Annotated in this window: 18 protein-coding genes; 11 read left to right on the top strand and 7 right to left on the bottom strand. The window is 60.6% G+C overall.

The window, feature by feature from the left end; all coding sequences use genetic code 11:
• The first annotated feature begins 131 nt into the window (after positions 1-131).
• The 5 genes from JH25_RS04185 (at position 132) to JH25_RS04165 (ending at position 5,896) form a co-directional block, all read left to right on the top strand.
• Positions 132-1,958 carry a long-chain-acyl-CoA synthetase gene (locus tag JH25_RS04185; protein ID WP_032880146.1) on the top strand — a complete coding sequence of 609 codons (1,827 nt, stop codon included), beginning with the start codon at positions 132-134 and terminating at the stop codon, positions 1,956-1,958.
• Between the two features lie 106 nt (positions 1,959-2,064).
• Positions 2,065-2,580 carry an ankyrin repeat domain-containing protein gene (locus JH25_RS04180; RefSeq protein ID WP_032880147.1) on the top strand — a complete coding sequence of 172 codons (516 nt, stop codon included), beginning with the start codon at positions 2,065-2,067 and terminating at the stop codon, positions 2,578-2,580.
• Positions 2,581-2,620: 40 nt separating this feature from the next.
• Positions 2,621-3,151 (top strand): hypothetical protein, encoded by a 531-nt coding sequence (locus tag JH25_RS04175; RefSeq protein ID WP_005789905.1) that lies wholly within the window; start codon positions 2,621-2,623, stop codon positions 3,149-3,151.
• 68 nt (positions 3,152-3,219) lie between these two features.
• On the top strand, positions 3,220-3,411 hold the full coding sequence (locus JH25_RS04170) for a PLDc N-terminal domain-containing protein (RefSeq protein WP_003172956.1): 192 nt from the start codon (positions 3,220-3,222) through the stop codon (positions 3,409-3,411).
• Positions 3,412-3,808: 397 nt separating this feature from the next.
• Positions 3,809-5,896, top strand: coding sequence for an LTA synthase family protein (locus JH25_RS04165; RefSeq protein ID WP_005789904.1), 2,088 nt, complete (start codon positions 3,809-3,811; stop codon positions 5,894-5,896).
• A gap of 55 nt (positions 5,897-5,951) precedes the next feature.
• Here the strand turns inward: JH25_RS04165 and JH25_RS28325 are convergent, their stop codons facing one another.
• Positions 5,952-6,104, bottom strand: coding sequence for a DUF3309 family protein (locus JH25_RS28325; RefSeq protein WP_003192767.1), 153 nt, complete (start codon positions 6,102-6,104; stop codon positions 5,952-5,954).
• A gap of 329 nt (positions 6,105-6,433) precedes the next feature.
• Here JH25_RS28325 and JH25_RS04160 point away from each other — a divergent pair, with 329 nt between their 5' ends.
• Positions 6,434-7,249 (top strand): SDR family oxidoreductase, encoded by an 816-nt coding sequence (locus tag JH25_RS04160; protein ID WP_032880148.1) that lies wholly within the window; start codon positions 6,434-6,436, stop codon positions 7,247-7,249.
• 127 nt (positions 7,250-7,376) lie between these two features.
• Complete coding sequence (gene csrA / locus JH25_RS04155) at positions 7,377-7,580, top strand: carbon storage regulator CsrA (RefSeq protein WP_005789902.1); 204 nt, start codon at positions 7,377-7,379, stop codon at positions 7,578-7,580.
• A 9-nt stretch (positions 7,581-7,589) separates the two neighbouring features.
• On the opposite strand, the gene JH25_RS04150 is transcribed toward csrA, so the two are convergent.
• The 5 genes from JH25_RS04150 to mnmC form a co-directional block, all read right to left on the bottom strand.
• Positions 7,590-7,817, bottom strand: a complete 228-nt coding sequence (locus JH25_RS04150) for a YheU family protein (RefSeq protein WP_003192759.1) — start codon at positions 7,815-7,817, stop codon at positions 7,590-7,592.
• A gap of 75 nt (positions 7,818-7,892) precedes the next feature.
• Positions 7,893-9,077, bottom strand: a complete 1,185-nt coding sequence (locus tag JH25_RS04145) for an osmoprotectant NAGGN system M42 family peptidase (protein WP_005789901.1) — start codon at positions 9,075-9,077, stop codon at positions 7,893-7,895.
• Positions 9,078-9,248: 171 nt separating this feature from the next.
• Positions 9,249-10,994, bottom strand: a complete 1,746-nt coding sequence (ngg, locus tag JH25_RS04140; protein ID WP_032880149.1) for an N-acetylglutaminylglutamine synthetase — start codon at positions 10,992-10,994, stop codon at positions 9,249-9,251.
• 3 nt (positions 10,995-10,997) lie between these two features.
• Positions 10,998-12,770 (bottom strand): N-acetylglutaminylglutamine amidotransferase, encoded by a 1,773-nt coding sequence (locus JH25_RS04135; RefSeq protein ID WP_032880150.1) that lies wholly within the window; start codon positions 12,768-12,770, stop codon positions 10,998-11,000.
• Between the two features lie 134 nt (positions 12,771-12,904).
• On the bottom strand, positions 12,905-14,905 hold the full coding sequence (mnmC, locus tag JH25_RS04130) for a bifunctional tRNA (5-methylaminomethyl-2-thiouridine)(34)-methyltransferase MnmD/FAD-dependent 5-carboxymethylaminomethyl-2-thiouridine(34) oxidoreductase MnmC (RefSeq protein ID WP_032880151.1): 2,001 nt from the start codon (positions 14,903-14,905) through the stop codon (positions 12,905-12,907).
• A 212-nt stretch (positions 14,906-15,117) separates the two neighbouring features.
• On the opposite strand from mnmC, the gene JH25_RS04125 reads away from it, so the two are divergent.
• From JH25_RS04125 to JH25_RS04115, 3 genes are all read left to right on the top strand, one after another.
• Positions 15,118-19,953 (top strand): NEL-type E3 ubiquitin ligase domain-containing protein, encoded by a 4,836-nt coding sequence (locus tag JH25_RS04125; protein ID WP_032880152.1) that lies wholly within the window; start codon positions 15,118-15,120, stop codon positions 19,951-19,953.
• 101 nt (positions 19,954-20,054) lie between these two features.
• Positions 20,055-21,569 carry a polyphosphate:AMP phosphotransferase gene (gene pap / locus JH25_RS04120; RefSeq protein WP_032880153.1) on the top strand — a complete coding sequence of 505 codons (1,515 nt, stop codon included), beginning with the start codon at positions 20,055-20,057 and terminating at the stop codon, positions 21,567-21,569.
• A 237-nt stretch (positions 21,570-21,806) separates the two neighbouring features.
• Positions 21,807-22,763 (top strand): DMT family transporter, encoded by a 957-nt coding sequence (locus JH25_RS04115; protein WP_032880154.1) that lies wholly within the window; start codon positions 21,807-21,809, stop codon positions 22,761-22,763.
• On the opposite strand, the gene JH25_RS04110 is transcribed toward JH25_RS04115, so the two are convergent.
• Positions 22,760-24,142 (bottom strand): class II fumarate hydratase, encoded by a 1,383-nt coding sequence (locus JH25_RS04110; protein ID WP_032880155.1) that lies wholly within the window; start codon positions 24,140-24,142, stop codon positions 22,760-22,762. The two genes, JH25_RS04115 and JH25_RS04110, sit on opposite strands and share 4 nt — an antisense overlap.
• Positions 24,143-24,337: 195 nt before the next feature.
• Between JH25_RS04110 and JH25_RS04105 the strand changes: the two genes are divergently transcribed.
• On the top strand, positions 24,338-24,856 hold the full coding sequence (locus JH25_RS04105; protein WP_032880156.1) for a DUF2059 domain-containing protein: 519 nt from the start codon (positions 24,338-24,340) through the stop codon (positions 24,854-24,856).
• Positions 24,857-24,859: the final 3 nt, after the last annotated feature.

A 24,859-nucleotide genomic window follows, 5' to 3' on the forward strand; every position in this document is an offset into this window, starting at 1 on the left:
ACAAAACTTTTCAAATCCCGCGTGTACAGCCCAAGAAGGGCTGACGTATTTTCCTGTAACGCATTGGCGAGTGCTTACAAGCTCGTCAGGTATCTGGACTCGACCAAAAATAAGAAAAAGGAAGTCCCGCCATGAGCCATCGGCAAAACGACATGATTACCTGGGGCATGATGCTGCGAAAGGTGCCTGCCATCGTTCGGGCGCTCCCGCGTGTGGTACGCGGCATGCGTGCGGCCAACGTCACCGACCCCAGGCAACCCTGCGGTCTGGGCTGGCATTTCGAGCAAGCGACCTTGCGCAATCCTGACGGTGCCGCGCTGCTTTACGCTGAGCAGGTGATCAGCTATCGCGACGCCAATCAGCAGGCCAATCGCATCGCCCATCACCTGCATGACCAAGGCATTCGCAAAGGCGACGTGGTAGCGCTGTTAATTGAAAATCGCCCCGAGTTGCTGCTCAACGTGTTGGCCGTGGCCAAGCTGGGCGGCGTCTGCGCCATGCTCAATACGTCGCAAACCCAGGGGACGCTGGTGCACAGCCTGACGCTGGTCGACCCGGTTGCCATTGTGGTGGGGGCAGAGTTGCTGAGCGCCTACGCAGCGGTGCGCGATCAGGTGCAGATCCCGGCCGAGCGCACTTGGTTTGTGGCGGATCAACCCGATGGCGCAGTTCCTGAGGGCTACATCGACCTGATGGCGGCCAGTGCCGGGCACCCGGTGGACAACCTTGCGATCTGCGCGCAGATTTCCTACAACGATCCCTGCTTCTATATCTACACCTCCGGCACCACCGGCTTGCCCAAGGCCGGCATCATGAAGCATGGGCGCTGGACCAAAACCGCTGTGAGCTTCGGCAGGATTGCCCTGGACATGGCACCGCACGACGTTCTCTATTGCACCTTGCCGCTGTACCACGGCACCGGTTTGTGCGTGTGCTGGGGCTCGGCCATTATCGGCGCGTCCGGCTTCGCCATTCGGCGCAAGTTCAGCGCCAGCCAGTTCTGGGAGGATGCGCGCAAGTTCAACGCAACCACCCTCGGCTATGTCGGTGAGTTATGCCGCTATTTGCTCGACCAGCCCTCCAGCGAACAGGATCGCGATAACCGCGTGACCAAGATGGTCGGCAATGGCCTGCGCCCCGGTGTATGGGCGCAGTTCAAACAGCGCTATGAGGTGGAGCATATTTGCGAACTGTATGCGGCCAGTGACGGCAATATCGGTTTTACCAACGTGCTGAATTTTGACAACACCATCGGCTTTTGCCTGCAGCATTGGGCATTGGTGGATTACGCCCCTGACACAGGTGAACCGTTGCGCGGCAGTGATGGGTTCATGCACAAGGTCTCAACGGGCGGGCAGGGCTTGTTGCTGGCGAAGATCGATGAAAAGTCACCGTTCGATGGCTACACCGACCCGCAAAAAAATCGCAAAGTGGTGATCAGCGACGTGTTCGAGAAGGGCGACCGGTATTTCAATACTGGCGACCTGGTGCGCAGCATCGGCTTCGGTCATGCGCAATTTGTCGATCGCCTGGGGGACACCTACCGATGGAAGGGTGAAAACGTCTCGACCACCGAAGTGGAAAACGTGCTGCTGCAACACCCGCAAATCGCCGAAGTGGTGGCTTATGGTGTCGAGATCGCGAACACCAATGGCCGTGCTGGCATGGTCGCCATCACCCCGAGTGAGTCTCTGGCTGCCCTGGACATGCGCGAACTGCTGCAATTTGCCCACGGCCAGTTGCCGCACTATGCGGTGCCGCTGTTCCTGCGGATCAAGGTAAAAATGGAAACCACCGGCACCTTCAAGTACCAGAAAATGAAACTCAAAGAGGAAGCATTCGACCCGGCCAAGGCCGGCAATGACCCGGTGTACGCCTGGCTGCCAGGTTCGCAGAGCTACGTGCCGGTTACCGGGCAATTATTGGCGCAGATCCAGGGCGGGCACTTTCGTTATTGATTCTGGCTATGGCGGCTTTTGACAAAAAAGCCATGACAGGGGGGAACTCCATCGCGACACTGGGCGCCTTATTCAGTTACACAAGCCGCCTCAGCAAGGAGCCCCCATGTCAGATCAGCCTAAACAAATGACCGAAGACGAAGCCGCCGAATTTGCCGAGCAGGTCTTCGACGTGGCCCGCCGCGGCGATGCAGCCATGCTCGCTGCGTTGTTGACCAAGGGCTTGCCAGCCAACTTTCGTAACCACAATGGCGACACCTTGTTGATGCTCGCGGCCTACCACGGACACGCCGAGGCGGTAAAAGTACTGCTGGAATTCAAGGCCGACCCCTTGATCGCCAATGACAAGAACCAGTTGCCGATTGCCGGCGCGGCGTTCAAAGGCAACCTGCCGGTGGTTAGGGCCCTGATCGAAGGCGGTACGCCGGTTGAGGCGGCCTCATCGGACGGGCGTACGGCGTTGATGATGGCGGCGATGTTCAACCGCGTTGAAATGGTCGAATACCTGCTCGGTCAAGGCGCCAATCCCAAGGCTACCGACGCTCAAGGTGCCACGGCACTGGCTGCGGCACAGACCATGGGCGCGGTGGATACGGCGGCGCAGTTGCAGAAACTGGTGTAGGCTACGCGCCCTCGAAAACCCGCCCGCTACAGGATCGCCCATGAAAACCGCCCTCGTCGAACTCATCAGCAAAATCAGCGCCGGCGTCATGGCTGAGGACGAGGTGGCACGTATCGCCGACGAAGCGGCGCAAGCCTACGCAGACCCGGCCGCTTTCCTGGCGGCTAACCCGGATATCAACTACGACGACAGCTTCCCGATACCGCTGGGGGAGTGGGTGGTGGTCGGCAGCCTGCCCGACACGGTGTTGTTTCAGGCTGATACCTACGGCGACCTGTTCGCGCAGATCGTCGCCTCGTTTGGTCCGGGCGTGGCGTTCAATCTCAAGCCCAAGCAATTGACCAAGACTGAAGACCTGACCGCGTTGAACCGCATCCAGATTCAGATGAGCGCCTTGAGCCCGGAAGACGGCGGTTATGTGCTGATGAACTTCAGTCAGTTGCTCGATGATGAGATCCAGGCGGTATTGGTGTTCGGCAACGACCTGCCGCGCGTGCTGCAACTGTGCGCTGAAGTCGGCATCAAGGCTGAGCCGTCGCTTGAGGCATTGAAGATCGCCGTGCACGTCTGAAATTAAAACGGAACCCCCGCCAAGGCTGACTATCCTACAAGTGCATGCCCTCACTTAGGAGCGACACCATGGGTTCCACTTTCAACGGCCTGATTGGCCTGATCATCCTCGCGCTGGATATCTGGGCGATCATCAACGTGTTCAAAAGCGGCGCAAGTACGGGCGCCAAAGTGCTGTGGATCCTGTTGATCCTGCTGTTGCCGGTACTGGGTCTGATTATCTGGGCTATCGCTGGGCCACGCGGTAACGTGCGGATCTGAGCGCCTCACTCCTCCTGGAGTCGGCGCAGTCAATGTGGGAGGGGGCTTGCTCCCGATAGCGGTGGATCAGTGACAAATAAGCTCACTGACACACCGCTATCGGGAGCAAGCCCCCTCCCACATTTGTTCGAAAAATTTGTGTATCGAAATATTCGCTGTACAGAATTTTCACATTCCATCCAAGACAATTCGCCGGCTTTATTCGCCTGCCAAGGCTCTATCCCTGGGGCCTTTAAAGACACGACAAGGTTGCACGTTCAGTAATTAATAGCCTTGCCGGCCTTGATCGGGCACCATTTGTGCCACCGCGTAAACCGCTTACCCCAGCCAGCCTGGGCGAGGGCGGACGCCACTGCATTATTTCGCAACTTAAACTTCCAATGGGTCCTAAAACGACATGGCAAACCCGGACGCCCTGAATCAGCAGCGAGCTTCAAATCGCCTGCTGCAACCGACCGTCAAATCCCATCTGGCGTACACGCTGCTCTGCGCACTGGTCATGATGGTGATGTTCTCCCTGCTGCGCCTGGCGTTGCTGGTCTACAACCGCGAGATGATCCTGGACACGCCGGCCTCGACGTTCCTGGAAGCGTTCGCCAATGGCCTGCGCCTGGATATCCGCTTGGTGATGTACCTGCTGATCCCGTTGCTGCTGGCGTTGTTCAGTGTACGGGCCATGGCGGCACGGGGTTTCTTCCGTTTGTGGCTGACCGTCGTGTCCAGCATCGCCTTGTTCCTGGGGCTGATGGAAATGGACTTCTACCGTGAATTCCACCAGCGCCTCAACGGCCTGGTCTTCCAGTATGTGAAGGAAGACCCGAAAACCGTGATGAGCATGCTCTGGTACGGTTTCCCGGTGGTGCGCTACCTGCTGGCCTGGGCCGTGGGCACGCTGATCCTGAGCATGGCCTTCAAGGGCGCCGACCGTGCAACGCGCCCGCGTGGCCCGTTCAGCGGCGGTACGATCAGCACGCGCCAGGTGGCTCCGTGGTACAGCCGCATCGCTGTATTCGTGGTTTGCCTGCTGGTCGCCGTGGTCGCCATTCGCGGCACCCTGCGTCAGGGCCCGCCATTGCGTTGGGGGGATGTCTACACCACCGATTCGAACTTCGCCAACCAGTTGGGCCTCAATGGCACCCTGTCGCTGATCGCGGCGGCCAAGGCGCGGTTCGGTGAAGACCGTGCCAACATCTGGAAAGCCACCCTCGAACAACCGCTGGCCACCCAGACCGTGCGCGACATGCTGGTGTTGCCGAGCGAAAAACTGGTGGATACCGACACCGCTGCCGTGCGCCGTGATTTCACGCCGCCGGCCGAGAAAACCCTGCCGATCAAGAACGTCGTAGTGATCCTGATGGAAAGCTTTGCCGGTCACTCGGTGGGCGCATTGGGCCGTCCGGGCAATATCACGCCGTACTTCGACAAGCTGACCAAGGAAGGCTTGCTGTTCGACCGCTTCTTCTCCAACGGTACCCACACCCACCAGGGTATGTTCGCCACCATGGCCTGCTTCCCGAACCTGCCGGGCTTCGAATACCTGATGCAGACCCCGGAAGGCAGCCACAAGTTGTCGGGCCTGCCGCAGTTGCTCAGTGCGCGTGATTTCGACGATGTGTATGTCTACAACGGCGATTTCGCCTGGGACAACCAGTCGGGCTTCTTCAGCAACCAGGGCATGACCAACTTCATCGGCCGTAATGACTTTGTCGACCCGGTGTTCTCCGACCCGACATGGGGCGTGTCCGACCAGGACATGTTCAACCGTGGCCTGGAGGAACTCAAAGCCCGTGAAGGCGGCAAGCCGTTCTACGCATTGCTGCAAACCTTGTCCAACCACACCCCGTACGCGTTGCCGACGCCATTGCCGGTTGAAAAAGTCACCGACCGTGGCAGCCTCAACGAGCATTTGACGGCCATGCGCTACTCTGACTGGGCCTTGGGCCAGTTCTTTGAAAAGGCCCGCAAGGAGCCGTACTTCAAGGAAACGCTGTTCGTGATTGTGGGCGACCACGGTTTCGGCAACGAGCAACAGATCACTGAAATGGACCTGGGCCGCTTCAACGTGCCGATGCTGATGATCGCACCTGGCATGCAGGAAAAGTTCGGCGTACGTGACCACACCGTGGGCACCCAGATCGACATCGTGCCGACCATCATGGGCCGCCTGGGTGGCGACACGTTGCACCAGTGCTGGGGGCGTGACCTGTTGAACCTGCCGGAAGGCGACAAGGGCTTCGGCGTGATCAAGCCATCGGGCAGCGACCAGACCGTGGCCTTGCTTACCGCTGACCGCGTACTGGTATTGCCCAAGGAAATGCCACCCAAGTTGTGGGAATACACCCTGGGCGCCGAACCGACTGGCAAGGTGATCCCTGAGTCGCCGGACGAAGCTGCGCTCAAGCAGAAACTTGAGTCGTTCCTGCAGACCGCTACCAAGAGCCTGCTGGATAACACCGCAGGTGTTGTAGATGGTAAGCCGGACTAACTGACCGGCAATAAAAAAGAGGCCTCGATCGAGGCCTCTTTTTTTGTCCCGGCTTTTATATCTTGCCGAGCAACAACAGCACCAGCAGGACGACCAGCACCACACCCAGGATACCCGACGGTCCATAACCCCAGTTACGCGAGTGCGGGAACACTGGCAGGCCGCCGACCAATAGAAGGATCAGGATAATGATTAGAATGAGGCTCATGGTTTTATTCCTTATAGGTTCTGTGCAAAAACCGGCTGTTTGACCGTTATCTCGTCCATGTGCATCGGGACGTCTTAACCATTCCGACTCATGCACTTCGCAGAAAATTCATTGTTTTTCTAAAACATTTTGATTAGTTGCTTATTTCTTTTAACCCGTGCGCAACTTGAACTAATCAGTTGAAAAAAATTGAACTTGGGCTATATGCGTGCCTGCGACCCGGCCCACGGTTTGCCTGGGGCATTCATCAATCTGATGGTGCGTGGGTGCGGGAAAAACCTTCGCTACACTGCCGGTCACTTCTTCGGTAAACCACAAGGCTACTTCCTATGCAAAATCGCATGATGATCACTGGCGCCGGGTCCGGCCTGGGTCGTGAAATCGCTCTGCGCTGGGCCAGTGAGGGCTGGCAGTTGGCGTTGTCGGATGTCAGTGAGCCCGGTTTGCAGGAGACCCTCAAACTTGTGCGCGAGGCGGGGGGTGAAGGGTTTATCCAACGCTGCGACGTGCGCGACTACAGCCAGCTCACCGCGTTTGCCCAGGCGTGCGAGGTCAAGCTCGGCGGCATTGATGTGATCGTCAACAACGCAGGCGTGGCCTCGGGTGGGTTCTTCGCCGAACTGTCCCTGGAGGATTGGGACTGGCAGATCGCAATCAATCTGATGGGCGTGGTCAAGGGCTGCAAGGCGTTCCTGCCGCTGTTGGAGAAGAGCAAGGGCCGGATCATCAACATCGCGTCGATGGCTGCATTGATGCAGGGGCCGGCCATGAGCAACTACAACGTGGCCAAGGCCGGCGTAGTGGCGTTGTCGGAAAGCCTGCTGGTCGAGCTCAAGCAGCAGGAAGTGGGCGTGCACGTGGTGTGCCCATCGTTTTTCCAGACCAACCTGCTCGACTCCTTCCGTGGGCCGACCCCGGCCATGAAGGCGCAGGTGGGCAAGTTGCTTGAAAGTTCACCTATTTCGGCGACCGATATCGCCGATTACATCTACCAGCGCGTGGCCGCGGGTGAATTCATGATCCTGCCCCATGAGCAAGGGCGCATGGCCTGGGCCCTGAAGCAGAAAAACCCGCAGTTGCTGTATGACGAAATGACGCTGATGGCCGACAAGATGCGCGCGAAGGCGCAGGTCGTTAAGGGCTGATTTGGATGGAGTCTGTCAGGCAAATTACCTACCTGTGTAGGTAATGCCTGATTTTCCAGCAAGCCATTGCCGGTCCATTTCCAAGGGCGCATGGTCCAGGTCCTGCTACTTGAAAAGGACACACGCCATGCTGGTCTTAAGCCGCACCATAGGCGAAGCCATCGCTATTGGCGATGACATCACCGTCTATATTCTCGAAGTGAACGGCACCCACGTGAAATTCGGTATCGAAGCCCCCGTGGGCGTCAATGTGCACCGCGCCGAGGTTTACCAGAAGATCCGCGAACGCCAGGGGCCCGTCACGCATCCCGTGTCGGTACCCAATCCTTAGGCGGGGTTTTCAGTCGAACAGATGCTTGGGTACATCGTGCTTGAGCATCAGTTGGCATTGCTCGCTCTCGGGGTCGAAGACGATCAGCGCCTGGCCCTTGGTCAGTGCCTGGCGTACGCGCAGCACACGCGTTTCCAGCGGCGTGTCGTCGCCATTGTCGGTGCCGTCGCGGGTGACGAAGTCTTCGATGAGGCGGGTCAGGGTGTCGACTTCAAGTGCATCGTAGGGAATCAGCATACAAGCCTCAGGTGTCAGGTCCCGGCGATGCTACTGCGCCGGGACCTATGTTGCCAGTAGCAGCTGTCGCCAGCGTCAGGACTTGTTTCCGACCAGGCTGTCCACCGACGGCACGCGGGTGTCGCTCTCCATTTGCGTTTCATGCTCGATCTGATGACTGAACCGATCCAGGGAACCCTGGGCCGGTTGTGCATCGCTGGCAAAGACCGGCGGGCTGAGGATATAGGCGCCCAGCAAGCGACTCAGGGCGGCCAGGCTGTCGATATGGGTACGCTCGTAGCCGTGGGTGGCATCGCAACCGAAGGCCAGCAGGGCGGTGCGAATGTCATGGCCGGCGGTGACCGCTGAGTGCGCATCGCTGAAGTAATAGCGGAACAGATCGCGGCGCACCGGCAAGTCGTTATCGGCGGCCAGGCGCAGCAAGTGCCGCGACAGGTGATAGTCGTACGGCCCGCCGGAGTCCTGCATCGCCACGCTCACCGCGTGTTCGCTGGAGTGCTGGCCCGGGGCGACCGGGGCGATGTCGATGCCGACAAACTCGCTGACATCCCAGGGCAGGGCGGCCGCTGCGCCACTGCCGGTTTCCTCGGTGATGGTGAACAGCGGGTGGCAGTCGATCAGCAGCGGTTCGCCACTGTCGACGATTGCCTTGAGCGCGGCGAGCAGGGCGGCGACCCCAGCTTTGTCGTCCAGGTGACGGGCGCTGATATGCCCGCTTTCGGTGAACTCCGGCAGTGGGTCGAACGCTACATAGTCACCGACGCTGATGCCTAGGGAGTCACAGTCGGCACGAGTGGCGCAGTAGGCGTCCAGGCGCAGTTCCACATGGTCCCAACTGACCGGCATTTCATCCACGGCGGTGTTGAACGCATGCCCGGACGCCATCAACGGCAATACGCTGCCGCGGATGACACCGTTATCGGTGAACAGGCTGACCCGGCTGCCTTCGGCAAAGCGGCTTGACCAGCAGCCCACCGGTGCCAGGGTCAGGCGGCCGTTGTCCTTGATCGCTCGCACGGCGGCGCCGATGGTGTCCAGGTGCGCAGAGACGGCACGGTCAGGGCTGTTTTTCTGGCCCTTGAGGGTGGCGCGAATAGTGCCGCGCCGGGTCATTTCAAACGGGATGCCAAGTTCTTCCAGGCGTTCGGCGACGTAGCGCACGATGGTGTCGGTAAATCCGGTGGGGCTGGGAATGGCGAGCATCTCCAGCAGCACTTTTTGCAGGTAGGCGAGATCGGGTTCTGGGATGGTTCTGGTCATGGAAACTCCTGATGAGTTGAGGGCATCGATGGTTTCGATGATAGGGTTGAGAGATTCGTTGCCAGTGCCGGCCTCATCGGGGGCAAGCCCCCTCCCACCCTTGATGTGTGAACACAGGAAAATGTGGGAGGGGGCTTGCCCCCGATAGCGGTTTCACATTCAACACAAGCCTCAAGCGGCCGGTTGACTGTGTGGAAACAACAAATCCACAAACTTCTCTGCAGTTGGTTGCGGTTCATGGTTGGCCAGCCCGGCCCGTTCGTTGGCTTCGATAAACACGTACTCCGGTTGGTCGGCCGCCGGCACCATCAGGTCCAGGCCGACCATGGGAATATCCAGGGCACGGGCGGCGCGCACGGCGGCGTCCACCAGCGTCGGGTGCAGGATGGCGGTGACGTCCTCCAGACAACCGCCGGTATGCAGGTTGGCGGTGCGCCGCACGGCCAGGGTCTGGCCGCGGGGCAAGATGCTGTCGTAGTCGTAGCCGGCGGCCTTGAGCGTGCGCTCGGTCTCGCCGTCCAGGGGGATCTTGCTTTCGCCATCGGTGGCGGCCTGACGACGTCGGCTTTGCGCCTGGATCAATGCGCGAATCGAATGCTGACCGTCGCCGATCACTTCGGCGGGGCGGCGAATTGCGGCAGCGACCACTTCAAAACCGATCACCAGGATGCGCAGGTCCAGGCCCTCGTGAAAGCTTTCGAGCAGTACGCGGCTGTCGAACTGGCGTGCCGTCTCGATGGCTTGCTGCACCTCCTCGATCGTTCGCAGGTCCACCGCCACGCCCTGGCCTTGTTCGCCATCCAACGGCTTGACCACCACGCGCTGGTGCTCGTCCAGAAACTCCAGGTTGTCGTCGGCACTGCCTGCCAACTGTTGCGCAGGCAACTTCAGGCCAGCGGCCTTGAGCACCTTGTGGGTCAGGCTCTTGTCCTGGCAAAGGGTCATGCTGATGGCGCTGGTCAAATCGCTCAGCGACTCGCGGCACCGCACGCGGCGCCCGCCGTGGCTGAGGGTGAACAGGCCGGCATCGGCGTCATCCACCTGCACATCGATACCGCGCCGATGGGCTTCTTCGACAATGATTCGCGCATACGGATTGAACCCCGCCTGCGGCCCCGGGCCGAGAAACAGCGGCTGGTTAATGCCGTTCTTGTGCTTGATCGCAAAGGTGGTCAGTGCGCGAAAACCCAGCTTGGCGTAAAGGCTCTTGGCCTGGCGGTTATCGTGCAGCACCGACAGGTCCAGGTAGCTCAAGCCACGGCTCATGAAGTGTTCCACCAGGTGGCGCACCAGCACTTCACCCACGCCGGGGCGGGTGCACTGTGGGTCTACCGCCAGGCACCACAGGCTGCAACCGTTTTCCGGGTCGTGAAAGGCTTTCTGATGGTTGAGGCCCATCACGCTGCCGATCACGGCGCCGCTGTCTTCGTCTTCCGCCAGCCAATACACCGGGCCGCCTTGATGGCGCGGTGTGAGGCGTTCGACGTCGACGGGCAACATGCCGCGGCCCTGATACAGCAAGTTGACGGCGTGCCAGTCGGCTTCGCTCTGTACCCGACGGATCCGAAAACCGCGAAACACACGGGTGGCGGGGCGGTAGTCACTGAACCACAGGCGCAAGGTGTCTGACGGGTCGAGGAATAACTGCTGCGGGTCGATCCCGAGGATTTGCTGGGGCGCGGCCACATACAGAGCGATATCACGTTCGCCGGGCTGTTCGTTGAGCAGCTCCAGGGCAAGGCTGGCAGGGTCGGGAAACGTATGCCCGATCAACAAGCGCCCCCAACCGCAATGCACGGCAATCGGTTCGGGACCTTGCGGGCTGCCGTCTTCGGCAAGCCGGGCCTGCAGGCGCTCGTAGGTCGGCGCCTGGCCTTTGATCAAGCGTTGGCTATACGCCGCGGCGTTAGGTTTCATGGATCAGATTCCTTGTTCGCTGAGCCACAGGTTCAGCGCCGCCAGTTGCCACAGCTTGGAGCCGCGCAATGGGGTCAGTTGACCCTGAGGGTCCGTCAGCAGGCGATCGAGCATGGCCGGGTTGAACAGGCCACGGTCCTGGCTCGGGTCCAGCAGCAACTCGCGCACCCAGTTCAGGGTGTCGCCTTGTAAATGCTTGAGGCCGGGGACCGGGAAGTAACCTTTTTTACGGTCGATGACTTCGCTGGGGATCACCCGGCGCGCGGCCTCTTTGAGCACCTGTTTGCCGCCATCGGGCAGTTTGAACTTGCCCGGTACGCGGGCCGAGAGTTCTACCAGGCGGTAGTCGAGGAACGGTGTCCGGGCTTCCAGGCCCCAGGCCATGGTCATGTTGTCGACGCGTTTGACTGGGTCGTCCACCAGCATCACCGTGCTGTCCAGGCGCAGGGCCTTGTCTACGGCGGCTTCCGCGCCCGGCATGGCAAAATGTTCGCGCACAAAGTCGCCGGCAGCGTCGTTGGCGGTCAGCCATTTCGGTGCGACGGTGGCCGCGTAGTCATCGTAGCTGCGGTCGAAAAACGCCTCGCGGTACGCGGCATACGGGTCGCTTGCGCCATCCACCTGCGGGTACCAGTGGTAACCGGCGAACAATTCGTCGGCGCCCTGGCCGCTCTGCACCACCTTGCAATGCTTGGCGACTTCCCGCGACAACAGGTAGAACGCGATGCAGTCATGGCTGACCATCGGCTCGCTCATGGCGCGGAACGCCGCCGGCAGTTGCTCGATGATCTCGCTTTCGGCGATGCGCAGTTGGTGATGGCGAGTTCCGTAATGCTTGGCGATCAGGTCCGAGTACTGGAATTCGTCGCCGCGCTCGCCACCGGCGTCTTCAAAACCGATGGAGAACGTGGACAGGTCCTGCACACCGACTTCACGCAGCAGGCCGACGAGCATGCTCGAGTCGACGCCACCGGAGAGCAGCACGCCCACATCCACGGCGGCGCGTTGGCGGATGGCCACGGCTTCGCGGGTGCTGTCGAGCACGCGGTCGGTCCAGTCTTCCAGCGTCAGGTGTTTTTCGTCCTCATGGGGCCCGTACGGCAGGGTCCACCAGGTTTTCTGTTCGGTCTTGCCGCTTGCGTCGATGCGCATCCAGCTGGCGGGCGGCAGCTTTTCAATGCCCGCCAACAGCGTGCGCGGCGCGGGGACCACGGCGTGGAAATTCAGGTAGTGGTTGAGAGCGACCGGATCGAGGATCGGGTTGATGTCGCCGCCCTTGAGCAACGCCGGTAACGCCGAGGCAAAACGCAGGCGCTGGCCGGTGCGCGACAGGTACAAAGGTTTTACGCCCAAGCGGTCACGGGCGATGAACAGACGTTGGGCGTCACGTTCCCAGATGGCGAAGGCAAACATGCCGTTGAGCTTGGGCAGCAGTGCTTCGCCCCAGGCGTGGTAGCCCTTGAGCAGCACTTCGGTATCACCGCCGGAATAGAAGGCGTAGCCCAGGGCTTCCAGCTCTTCTCGTAGTTCCGGGAAGTTATAGATCGCGCCATTGAACGCCAGGGACAATCCCAGTTGGGCGTCAACCATCGGCTGCGCGGAGCCGTCCGACAGGTCCATGATTTTCAGGCGGCGGTGGCCCAGGGCAATCGGCCCTTGGGCGTGGAAGCCCCATGCGTCGGGGCCACGGGGGGCGAGGTGATGAGTGATGCGTTCTACGGCTGCCAGGTCGGCAGGTTGATGATCAAAGCGTAACTCGCCAGCTAATCCACACATAAGTTCCTTACCGGTTTTTCCGTTGGGGAGGGGTCAATACTCAATGCGCCAAACGGCGCGTACCCAGAAACTGACCCAGTGCTATGCGTGGAGTTTTAGACCGATAAGTTATAAGGCAGATGGCCGCCTAGCCATCAATCCCGCTCTTTACGGGCTGCGGCCTGGCCTCGAACCAGAGCGCGCAGGGTAAACCGGTTGGGGTGGCAAGCCGCGGCCACGCTGGCCGGTACCGGCAGCGGTTCGCCATTCAGCCAGGCGGCCAGGAGTTCGCCGCACAGTGGTGCGGTGATCAGGCCGCGGGAGCCATGGCCACTGTTGAGGTACAGCCCGGGCAGCCAGGGGCACGGCGTATCCGGTACTTGCCGGGCGTCTTTGCCCAGCACGGCATAAGCCTGCTGGAACGCTTCATGGTCGGCCAGCGGCCCGACGATCGGCAGGTAATCGGGGCTGGTGCAGCGAAACGCAGCACGCCCTTCCAACTGTTCGGCCGCCAGGCGGTCGGCGCCCAGGCGCTGCAGCAGGTCTGTGGAGATCTCGCGCAGCATCTCCAGGTTGCCGGTGTGTTCAGCGAGCGTGGGTGTGAGGTCTTGGTTGTTGAAGTCAAAACTGGCGCCCAGGGTATGTTCACCAAGGCGGGCTGGTGCGACGTAACCCTCGGCACAGACCACAGTAGTAAGGGCCTCACTGGCCGGGGTTTGTGCGAGCCGGGTGATCTGCCCGCGAATACGCTTGAGCGGCATGTCTGCGCTCAAGGGGAAACGCTTGATCTCGGCCGCCCCGGCGAGCACCACCACGCTGGCGCTGGCCAGCACGCGATCGCCTGCGCGGGCGTGCCACTGGTCGTCTCGCCGGTCCAGCTCAAGCGCCTCATGGTGGCTGAGCACCTCAATCAGCGGATGCGTCGCCTGCCACTGGCACAGTGCGGGTGGATGCACCCAGCCGCCCTCGGGGAAAAACAGGCCGCCGTGGGCCAGTTGGATTCCAGCCTGTTGTTGCGCCTGCTCGCGGTCGAGCAGGTGCAGCAGGCTCGGTGCGAAGGCGTCGGCGAGTTGGGCCTGGCGCTGGCCTTCCTTGGCGTCGAACGCCAGTTGCAACACACCACAGCCATCCCAATCCACGCCACGGTGCAAGTGCTCCAGCAGGCGGCGGGTGTGGCCGAAACCGCTGAGTATCAGTTGGGACAATGCGGTGCCATGGGCCGACAGCTTGAGGTACAGCACGCCCTGAGGGTTGCCCGAGGCTTCCTGCGCCAGGCCGGCATGGCGTTCCAGCAAGCTGACGCGCCAACCGCGGGCGGCCAGGCTGGCAGCCGTTGCGCAACCGGCCAGGCCACCCCCAATAACCATGGCGTGGCGTTCACCGTCGATGGCTGGGGGGCGAGCGAACCAGGGTTTGCTTTTTGCGGGCGGCGGCGTCTCGTCGGGCCAGCCGAGAAACTCTCCACGCAGGATCTCCCACTTATGCCCGATGCCCGGCGTGCGCTTCATCTTGAAGCCCGCGGCGTTGATCAGGCGCCGTACCCAGCCGGTGCTGGTAAAGGTGCTGATGGTCGAGCCCGGAGCGGCCAGGCGCGCCAGTTCAGCGAACAGTTCGGCGGTCCACATATCGGGGTTTTTCGCCGGGGCGAAACCGTCCAGAAACCAGGCGTCGATCTGCGCATCCAGTTGCGGCAATTGCTCCAGAGCATCGCCGATCAACAGGGTCAGGACCACGCGGCCGTTATCCAGTACCAGGCGTTGGAAGCCTTGGTGAATGGCGATGTATTGCGCCAAGAGTTGTTCGGCCAAGGGTTGCAGTTCAGGCCAGAGGGCGAGGGCGCGTTGCAGGTCGGCATGGCTCAGCGGATATTTTTCCACGCTGACAAAGTGCAGGCGCGCGCCGGCCGGTGCGTGTTGCTCAAACAATTGCCAGGCGCAGAGAAAATTCAAACCCGTGCCGAAGCCGGTTTCGCCGATCACCAGCCGCCCGCCCGCTGGCAAGCCAGCAAAGCGCTCCTGCAAGCGGTTCTGCTCCAGGAACACATAGCGGGTTTCTGCAAGGCCCGACTGGTCGGAGAAGTACACGTCGTCGAACACCCGCGAATGCGGGCGACCTTGGTCATCCCAGTCGAGCTGGGCGTGGGTGATGGGGGTCATGGGCGGCTCATAGACATACAGCAGGCAAAGACAAGGCGGCCATTCTAGCCGATCGCGGCGCGCAGGGCCGATTCCAGGTGGTAGCCCCATAGGTTTTGCATGGAAATAGCTGCTGCGTCCGGCCTGCAATCCATCAACTATCAGCGTTAATTCTGTGCAAGTTGCTGCGGTATCGTAATAGCTTGATTTATAGGCAATAAAGGACATTGCTGATGCGCCCGCAGGACGATTTGAACAGCAAACTGAACCAATTGACCCAGCGGCAACTGCAATCCGCCTTACTGGAAATGACGGGTGATTTGGACAAGGCCCAGGTGTTGCAAAAGCAACTGCCGGGCTGGATGGTCAACGCACCGCCTGGCGTGTTGGACGCACTGACCAGAGATGCCGCACGGGTTGCAGATGCCCAGGCAGTTGTCGCCGAGCAATTGAAGCCTTTGCAAGCACTGGATGAGTTTTGCAGTGAGCGGCTCAAGGCTTACTGTCAGACCCGATGGCAACTGACCGTGGATCCGAAAAAAGATCTTTTGGTGCGTGCTGTAAACGAGTACGAGAAAGAAGTCTTGCCATTGAAATATGTGAAAACGGTGAGGCTGGTGCAGGACAGTCTCCTGCATGTGGCGATGCAGAATTTTTCCGAGGATGAAGTGCGAGCGCAGCACTTTCCGACGGGCTCGCTGCTGCGCTTGGGGGCTGCCGCTCGCGGGGTCATTGGCATAACCCCCCTGGAGTTTGCACAGGGGTGCCGTGCCCTGGATCTGGGTGGCCTGTATCAGCAGCACATCAGTGAAGTATTCAAGCTGGGGAGTGATCAGCCCAACCTCAATGATGTCGCAACCGATATCGGCCAGATGAAAACCCTGGATATGAAAATCGACGCCCACATTGCCCTGATGCGCGCAGATATTTCCCAAGGTGTCTACGAGGTGTTGTGCAAATTGCTGGACCGCAAGCTGACAGCGTCTCAGGCTCAGGCGGCAGGGATTTTGTTTGAATGGCGCCCCGTCACTTGGCAATGGCTGAATGTACAGGGCAGTTGCCTGTGGAGCATCCTGGTGTTCTCCGGCCGCTCGGTTGCGCAATACCCGCAAGAACCCTGTGTGGTGTACATGCCCAATGAGCCGGAGCGGCCATTGTTCGAGTATTCCTCGTTTGATGACTTTCAGGTCTACCTCAAGCGCAAGCTTGAAGTGCCGGCTTATCGTAGTTTCTTTACCCGGTACCTGAGCCAGGATGACCGGGTCGGCTTCTTCAGCCATTTCGATCAATCCCGTACCTTGGGGGCGCTGGAGGCAAACCCCATTACGGTTAGCCTGGCGGGGCATTTTTTCGCAACTTACGCCGCCAAACTCCAAGCCGACGCGCGGACCCTGGCGGTACCGGTGGCCGACGTGGATGAGGTGGCCCGCGAGCAGCGCTTGCAAGCGTACCTGGATGCCGGTTTGACAGTGCTCAACCTCGCCGGGTTTGTTGTGCCGGAGTTGGGACTATTGATGACTGGCGTGGCGGTGGGCCAGATGCTCGGCGAGCTGTATGAGGGCATTGAGGACTGGCGCCGTGGCGATAAAGAAGAGGCGTTCAAGCAGTTGGCAGCGGTAGCGCAAAACATCACCTCGATGGTGCTGTTCGCGGCGGGGAGCAAGGTTGTCGGTCCGGCGATGAAACGCAGCGGTCTTAACCTGGATAACTTTTTTCGCCAGTTTGAAGTGGTACGCCCCACAGATGGCAATCTGCGGCTGTGGCGGGCAAATGTCACGCCGTACTTCCATGATCAGCGTCTTGTCGACGACGAGGTTGCGGACGCTACGGGAATTTACAAAGTCGGAGGGCATTCATACGTCAAGGTCAATGATTGCGTACATCGGGTTGCGTTTGACTCGAAACTGGATCGATGGCGGGCCAGTCACCCGCTGCGGCAGACGGCTTATCGCCCGCTGTTGCTGCACAACGGCGAAGGACGCTGGCGTTTTGCGTTCGAAACGCCCGACGAATGGGAGGATCAGGAGTATCTCTTTTCACGCCTGAACCCGGCAGGCCCAGGTGCTTCGCTGCATCCCAGGAAGCTTGTGCAGATCAAGGCCATTATGGATATGCCCCATGAATGGGGCGTCTATCAGGCCGAAGAGTGCCTGCCCTTTCCCGCACGTTTTCGTGATTTGTATGAGCGTTTCAAGCTGGACCAGTCCATTCGTGATCTGATCTGGCAGTTGGAAAGCGGTGCGTCCCCCAGTGTAGAAAACTTGACCTTGCAGATGCATGCCCTGCCCTTGTTAGACGGGTGGCCGGTGGGGCGCTATTTTGAGGTGCTGGATGCACAGGGCCGCGTCAAGGCGCGTTACCCCACCGGTGGGCCGTTTGACAATGTAGGCCTGCGTTTGACGCTCACTGAGCAGATGCTTCGTGAGGGCAAAGTGTTTGATGTGCTGTTGTCCGAGCTGGACGAGGCACAAAAAATCGGCCTGCTTGGAGAGGGGGTTGCTGCTGATCAGGAGCGCGGCGTATTGGAGCGTCAGTTGCTCGCACACCTCAAGGCTGACTGCAGGCCGTTGTTCGAGCAGTTGTATCAGGCCCATGACGGACCTGTACCGCCCGAATGGGCGTTGCTCAGGCGTACCTATCCGCAACTGCCCTGTACGCTGATGCGCGAATTGATGGCCCAGACCTCAACGGTGCAGCGCGAGACCCTGCGCGATAATCAACGTATCCCCATGGCATTGGCCGAGTCGGTCCAGCGTGCCCTCGGGGAGCAACGCCTGGACCGCGCCCTGATGGGGTTTGAGCAGCCTGAGCTGGCCAGCCTGGATACGGCGTGTGTGGCGGTTCGGTCGATGCCGCATCTGGCAGGGTGGGGCAGGGAGGTGCGGCTTGAGTTGCGCCAGGGTTCGCCACAGGGTGACTTATTGGCCCTGGGCGCGAGCAATGGCGCCGGTGCGCGACGAATAGTGGTCAGCTCGGACGCTGGGTTTGCAACGTTCGACGACAACGGCCTGAGTCTAGGTGGGCCTTACTCCGGACCGGACGGCTTGTTTCAGGCGATTGAGTGCGCGCTGACCGACAGTCAGCGCGTAGCAATGGGGTTGCCGCTCAACGAGGCCAACAATCTCTGGCGCCTGCGCTACATGAGCGCTTCCCAGGCCAAGGGGGAACGGGAGCTGGCCGCCGAGGCTTTTTCCAGCAGGGGCAGCGAGCCGGTGCTGGACGCGATGCCCTGTGAAATGGCTGATTCGCCGACGGGGCCATTGGCGCACCCTCGCGCGCTGGTGCGCAAGGTGAAGCGTTTGTACCCCTTGTTCAGCACTGCACAAGTGTCTTCGCTGCTGATGGCCTTGGGTGCTGACCATCTTTCCCGGGCCAGGGCGGTAAAGCGTTTGAAGGCAGAGCTTACTCATCTGCGAGCGCTGCTCAAACACTGGAAGACCGATACCCAGGGCATGGATAAACAGCCGGGCCTGAGTGACATTCGTACCAGCCGAGAGCAGGTGGCTGAGCGCATTGAAGCCTGTTGGCGGCGTCAAAGCTTTGCTCTGGATGAACATCAGATGTCGGTTGCCAGTTTGAACCTGGACGGAATGCGCGTCGGATCGTTGCCGACGCTGCCTGCCGACATTCGTTTCGACCATGTCCGTCAGGTGTCACTCAAGAACATGCGATTGGGCGATGACGTCGCGTATTTCCTCAAGTGTTTCAAAGGCATTCGGCATCTGGCGCTGGACCGTAACCGCCTGACGCGCTTGCCGGAAATATTCTCGCGGATGCTCGACCTCGAAAGCTTGTCGATGCCCCATAACCGTCTTGCACTGACCGAGCATACCCAGCTGAAACTGGCTGATCTGAATACGCTGCGCCTGCTGGACCTGAGCCATAACCCACTGGATAAGCTGGTGGATGTCAGCAGGATGCGTGACTTGCACACGCTGTTGCTGCGGGACAGCAGACTCGTCGACCTGCCGTCGGGCATCGGGCGGTTGGCCCACTTGGAGCAGGTGGATCTGCGCGATAACCTGATCACCGTGCTGCCCGAGTGGTTGTTCACGGTGCCGCGCATTTTCAGCCAGTCGATCGACTTGGGCGGCAATCCGCTATCCGACACGACAGTAGAGGCACTCGAGCGTTACCGCGCTGACGTGGGTATTGGTATGGGGTATGTAGACGACGATCAGCCTCGTATGAGCGAACTGAAGGCCAGGGCGCGGTGGTTGCCGGACGAGGTGGCTGCCCGCGATGCCAACAAGCGTAGCGTCTGGGCCAACCTGCGGGATGATCCGGAGTCGACAGAGTTGTTCCTGTTGCTGGCTGAATTGACCAGTGCTGCTGACAGTCGCCGTGTGCGCGAGGATATGACGCAACGTGTCTGGGACGTATTGCAGGCGACCCATGACAATGTCGGGCTGCGCGAGCAGGTCTTCCAACTGGCAGCCCATCCGACTGGTTGTGAGGATGGGGCGGCGCAGATGTTCAGCCAGATTGAGGTTCTCAAGGAAGTCGAGAAGGCAACGCTGCAGGCGGGTCGTGCACAGAGCAACTCCGGGGCGCTGTTGAACTTGAGTCGAGGTTTGTTTCGCCTCAGCGAGCTGGAGAAAATTGCGGCGACATACGCGGTTGAAAAAGCCTCCTCGGATCCGCTGGAAATCAACCTGGCATTTCGGATCGGGTTGGCCAAGGACCTGCAACTGCCGGGGCAGCCCAAACATATGGTCTATGACTCGTTTTTCGAGGTGCCCAGCAGCGATTTGGCGATGGCGCAAGCCCAGGTGCGAACAGCTGAGCTGTCGCCTGCCTTTTTGCGTTTTATTACCCAGTTGACGTTCTGGAAAACCCATCTCAAACAGCAGTTTCCTGCTGAGTTCCTATCGGTGACTGAGCCCTTCGATACGCAGCAGCAAACACTTTTTGAGAATCGCCAGGACCTTACTGACGGGGAGTATTTCAAACAAATGGAAGCCCTGCGCGCACCGCGACGGCAGGCAATAACCGCAGTGATGGAGCGCCTGACACAGCAGATGTTGAAGCATCAGGACCTGGGCCTATGTCACGTTCCTGGGTATTAACCGTAGCCGCGGTGATTGATCCACGGCAAGCCGAGTGAAATTCCTTGCCTGCCGTGGTGCCCAATCCGCTAGTCTTGAGCCATCTTGAAACGGAGCTGCCCATGTTCGAATCCGCCGAAATCGGTCACGCCATCGACAAAGACGCCTATGACGCCGAAGTGCCGGCCCTGCGTGAAGCCTTGTTGGAGGTGCAGTACGAGTTGCAGCAGCAGAAGCGCTTCCCGGTGATCATCCTGATCAATGGCATCGAAGGCGCGGGCAAGGGCGAAACCGTCAAGCTGCTCAATGAATGGATGGACCCGCGCCTGATCGAAGTGCGCACCTTCGACCAGCAGACCGACGAAGAACTGGCGCGCCCGCCGGCCTGGCGCTATTGGCGGCAACTGCCGGCCAAGGGTCGCATGGGCATCTTTTTCGGTAACTGGTACAGCCAGATGCTGCAAGGCCGGGTGCATGGGCAGATCAAGGATGCGCGCCTGGACCAGGCCATCGCCGGCGCCGAACGTCTGGAAAAAATGCTCTGCGATGAAGGTGCGCTGATCTTCAAGTTCTGGTTCCACCTGTCCAAAAAACAGATGAAGGCGCGCCTCAAGGCCCTGGCCGACGACCCGCTGCACAGCTGGCGCATCAGCCCGCTGGATTGGCAGCAGTCCGAGACCTACGACAAGTTCGTGCATTTCGGTGAGCGTGTGCTGCGCCGCACCAGCCGCGATTACGCGCCGTGGCATGTGATCGAAGGCGTCGACCCCCATTACCGTGGGCTGACCGTGGGCAAGATCCTGCTGGATGGACTGCAAAGTGCCTTGAAACAGGCCAAGGTCAAGGCCAGCGGCATGAACCCGGCGCCGTTGCTTGCCTCGGTTGACCAGAAGAGCCTGCTCGACAGCCTGGACATGACCCTGCGCCTGGACAAGGACGATTACGAAGAACAGCTGATCACCGAGCAGGCGCGCTTCTCTGGCCTGATGCGCGACAAACGCATGCGCAAACACGCGCTGGTGAGCGTATTCGAAGGCAACGACGCAGCCGGCAAGGGCGGGGCGATCCGTCGTGTGGCGGCAGCACTGGACCCGCGCCAGTACCACATCGTGCCGATTGCCGCGCCCAGTGAAGACGAACGCGCCCAGCCTTATCTATGGCGGTTCTGGCAGAAGATCCCGGCGCGTGGCATGTTCACCGTGTTCGACCGCTCCTGGTACGGCCGCGTGCTGGTGGAACGCATCGAAGGCTTTTGCACCCCGGCGGACTGGATGCGCGCCTATGGCGAGATCAATGACTTCGAAGAGCAATTGCGCGATGCGAGGGTGATCGTGGTCAAGTTCTGGCTGGCCATCGACAAGGACACCCAACTGGAGCGCTTCCAGGCCCGCGAGGAAATCCCGTTCAAGCGCTTCAAGATCACTGAAGATGATTGGCGCAACCGCGACAAATGGGACGACTACCGCGCGGCGGTGGGCGACATGGTTGATCGCACCAGCACCGAGGTGGCGCCCTGGACCCTGGTAGAAGCCAATGACAAGCGCTGGGCGCGGGTCAAGGTGTTGCGCACCATCAACCGGGCGCTGGAGGATGCGTTCGCTAAAACCGATAAGCACGACAAAAAGAAAAAGAAATAGCCTGCACCCGGCTCGGTCCAAATGTGGGAGGGGGCTTGCTCCCGATGGCGGTGAGTCAGTCACAGATGTGCTGACTGACACTCCCTCATCGGGCCACAGCTCACTAGTTGTCTGCTCTAGCTCTTAACTGACTGGCATTGGGGCAAGCCCCCTCCCACATTTAGGATTGTGGCGTATCCCAATCCAGTGACTTGCCCCTAGAATGCGGTTCCACTTCCTCTGGCATCTGGGGCACTCATGCACATCTCCTCCGGCCGCTGGGTCTACGGCTTTTTCCTGACCCTGCTGACCGCGTTTCTGTGGGGCATCCTTCCGGTCAAGCTCAAGCAAGTGCTGCAAGTGATGGATCCGATCACCGTCACCTGGTTTCGCCTCACGGTGGCCGGTACTTGCCTGTTTGTCTATCTGGCTGCCACCAAGCGCTTGCCCAGCCGTAAAGTGCTCGGCCCCAGGGGCGGCTGGCTGGTGGGCATGGCGGTGTGCGGCCTGGTCGGCAACTACGTGCTGTATCTGGTTGGGCTGAAAATGCTCAGCCCAGGCACCGCGCAGCTGGTAGTGCAGATGGGCCCGATCTTTCTGATGGTAGCCAGTGTGTTTGTGTTCAAGGAGCGCTTCAGCCTGGGGCAGGGTGTGGGGCTGGTGGTACTGATTATCGGCTTTGGTTTGTTCTTCAACCAACGCCTGGTGGAGTTGCTGACGTCCATGGGCACCTACACCGCCGGTGTGCTGACGATCCTGCTCGCCACCACCATCTGGGTGTTCTATGCATTGGGGCAGAAGCAGTTGCTGACAGTGTGGAATTCGTTGCAGGTGATGATGGTGATCTACCTGTCGTGCGCGGTGTTGCTCACGCCGTGGGCGCATCCGCTGGAGGCGTTGCAGTTGAGCCCGCTGCAAGGATGGCTGCTGCTGGCGTGTTGCATGAATACGCTGGTGGCCTACGGCGCATTTGCCGAAGCCCTGGCGCATTGGGAAGCCTCGCGGGTCAGTGCGACCCTGGCGTTGACGCCGTTGGTGACCTTTGTGGCGGTGGCCTTGGCGGCCTGGCTGTGGCCTGACTATGTGCAGGCCGAAGAGATCAATGCCTTGGGGTATGTGGGGGCGCTGGTGGTGGTGACGGGGTCGGCGATGGTGGCGTTGGCGCCTTCGCTGCTCGCCGGGCTCAGGGCCCGGCGGCTGCGGATATCGGTTTAAGCGCCGAGCATGTTTTCCGGGCGGACCCACTGGTCGAACTCGGCGTCGGTGAGGTAGCCGAGTTCCAGCGCGGCTTCGCGCAGTGTCAGCCCTTCGGCGTAAGCCTTCTTGGCGATCTCTGCCGACTTGTCGTAGCCGATATGCGGGTTGAGCGCGGTGACCAGCATCAGCCCGCGTTCCAGGTGTTCGGCCATTTGCGCGGCGTCGGGCTCAAGACCCGCGATGCAATGCTCCTGGAAGTTGTTGCAGCCATCGGCCAGCAGGCGGATCGACTCCAGCAGGTTGTGAATGATCACCGGTTTGTACACGTTCAACTGCAAGTGCCCTTGGCTGGCGGCCATGCCGATGGTCACGTCGTTGCCCAATACCTGGCAGGCCAGCATCGACAGCGCTTCGCACTGTGTGGGGTTGACCTTGCCGGGCATGATCGAACTGCCCGGTTCGTTGGCCGGCAACTTCACTTCGGCCAGCCCTGTGCGTGGGCCGGAACCCAGCAGGCGCAGGTCGTTGGCGATTTTCATCAGGGCCACGGCCAGGGTTTTCAGCGCGCCGTGCAAGGTGACCAGCGGTTCATGGCCGGAGAGGGCGGCGAATTTGTTCGGTGCGGTCACGAAGGGCAAGCCCGACAGCGCCGCCAGTTCGGAGGCAATCGCCTCGCCGAAGCCATGGGGTGCGTTGAGCCCGGTGCCGACAGCAGTGCCGCCTTGGGCCAGCTCGCACACGGCGGGCAGGGCGCTGCGGATCGCGCGCTCGGCGTAATCGAGCTGGGCGATAAACGCCGACAGCTCCTGGCCGAAGGTGATCGGCGTGGCGTCCATCATGTGGGTGCGGCCGGTCTTGACCAGCTTCATATGCCGCGCGGCCAGTTCCGCCAGGCCACCGGACAGCGTCGCGATAGCAGGCAGCAGTTGCTGGTGCACCGCTTGCACCGCAGCAATGCTCATGGCGGTTGGGAAGCAGTCGTTGGAGCTTTGGGAGCGGTTCACATGGTCGTTGGGGTGTACCGGGCTTTTACCGCCCCGATTGTTGCCGGCCAGTTCGTTGGCGCGGCCGGCGATCACTTCGTTGGCGTTCATGTTGCTCTGGGTGCCACTGCCGGTCTGCCAGACCACCAGCGGGAACTGGTCGTCATGCTGGCCGTCGAGGATTTCGTCGGCAGCCTGTTCGATCAGCCGGGCGATATCGGCGGGCAGGTCGCCGTTACGGTCATTGACCCGGGCGGCGGCCTTCTTGATCAGGGCCAGGGCATGCAATACCGCCAGCGGCATACGCTGCTCGCCAATCGCAAAATTGACCAGCGAGCGCTGGGTTTGCGCGCCCCAATAGGCATCATCAGGGACCTGTACTTCTCCCAGGCTGTCGGTTTCGATACGGCTCATCGGGCACCCTCCTTATCCAGTCGTGATTGGTCAGTTTAGGCCCTGGCGGCTGCCGTGGGTTCCCTAAATCCGCATTTGTGCCATTGCGCCCCGCAAAACCAGGGCCTGCGTGGGGTGGGGTTGAGCCGCGAGGTTTTTTAGGCGCAGAATGGGCGCCCTTGGGGTCTTACCTCGCCTGCTAGAAAAGGAAACTCGATGACTCGTCTTCGTGCCATCTGTACCGCGGTTGCTCTGGTTTGCGCCAGCGGCCAGGTTTTTGCCGATACCGCCAGCCACAACGCCAGTGCCGAAGCCTTCCTTACCCTGGCCCACGCTGACAAGCTGGGGACCCCGGTGTACATGCAAGTGCAGCAAATGTTCGCCCAGCGTTTCGAACAGACCAAGGCGCCTGCCGCCAAGCAGTCCGTACTGGACAGCTACCAGGCCAAGGCCAACGCCGCCCTGGACCAGGCCATCGGCTGGCCGAAGCTCAAGCCCGATATGGTCAAGCTCTACACCACCAACTTCAGCGAATCCGAGCTCAAGGACCTGGTAGCGTTCTACCAGTCGCCACTGGGCAAGAAAGTCCTGGAAAAAATGCCGCAGCTGACTCAGCAATCGGCCCAGATGACCCAGGCCAAACTGGAAAGCGCCGTACCGGTGGTGAACAAGCTGTTGGAAGACATGACCAATGAGCTGGCGCCAAAAGGTGCCGCACCGGCCAAGAAGAAGTAAGCA

The sequence above is a fragment of the Pseudomonas sp. BRG-100 genome, assembly GCF_000737955.1.
GTDB classification, from domain to species: domain Bacteria; phylum Pseudomonadota; class Gammaproteobacteria; order Pseudomonadales; family Pseudomonadaceae; genus Aquipseudomonas; species Aquipseudomonas synxantha_A.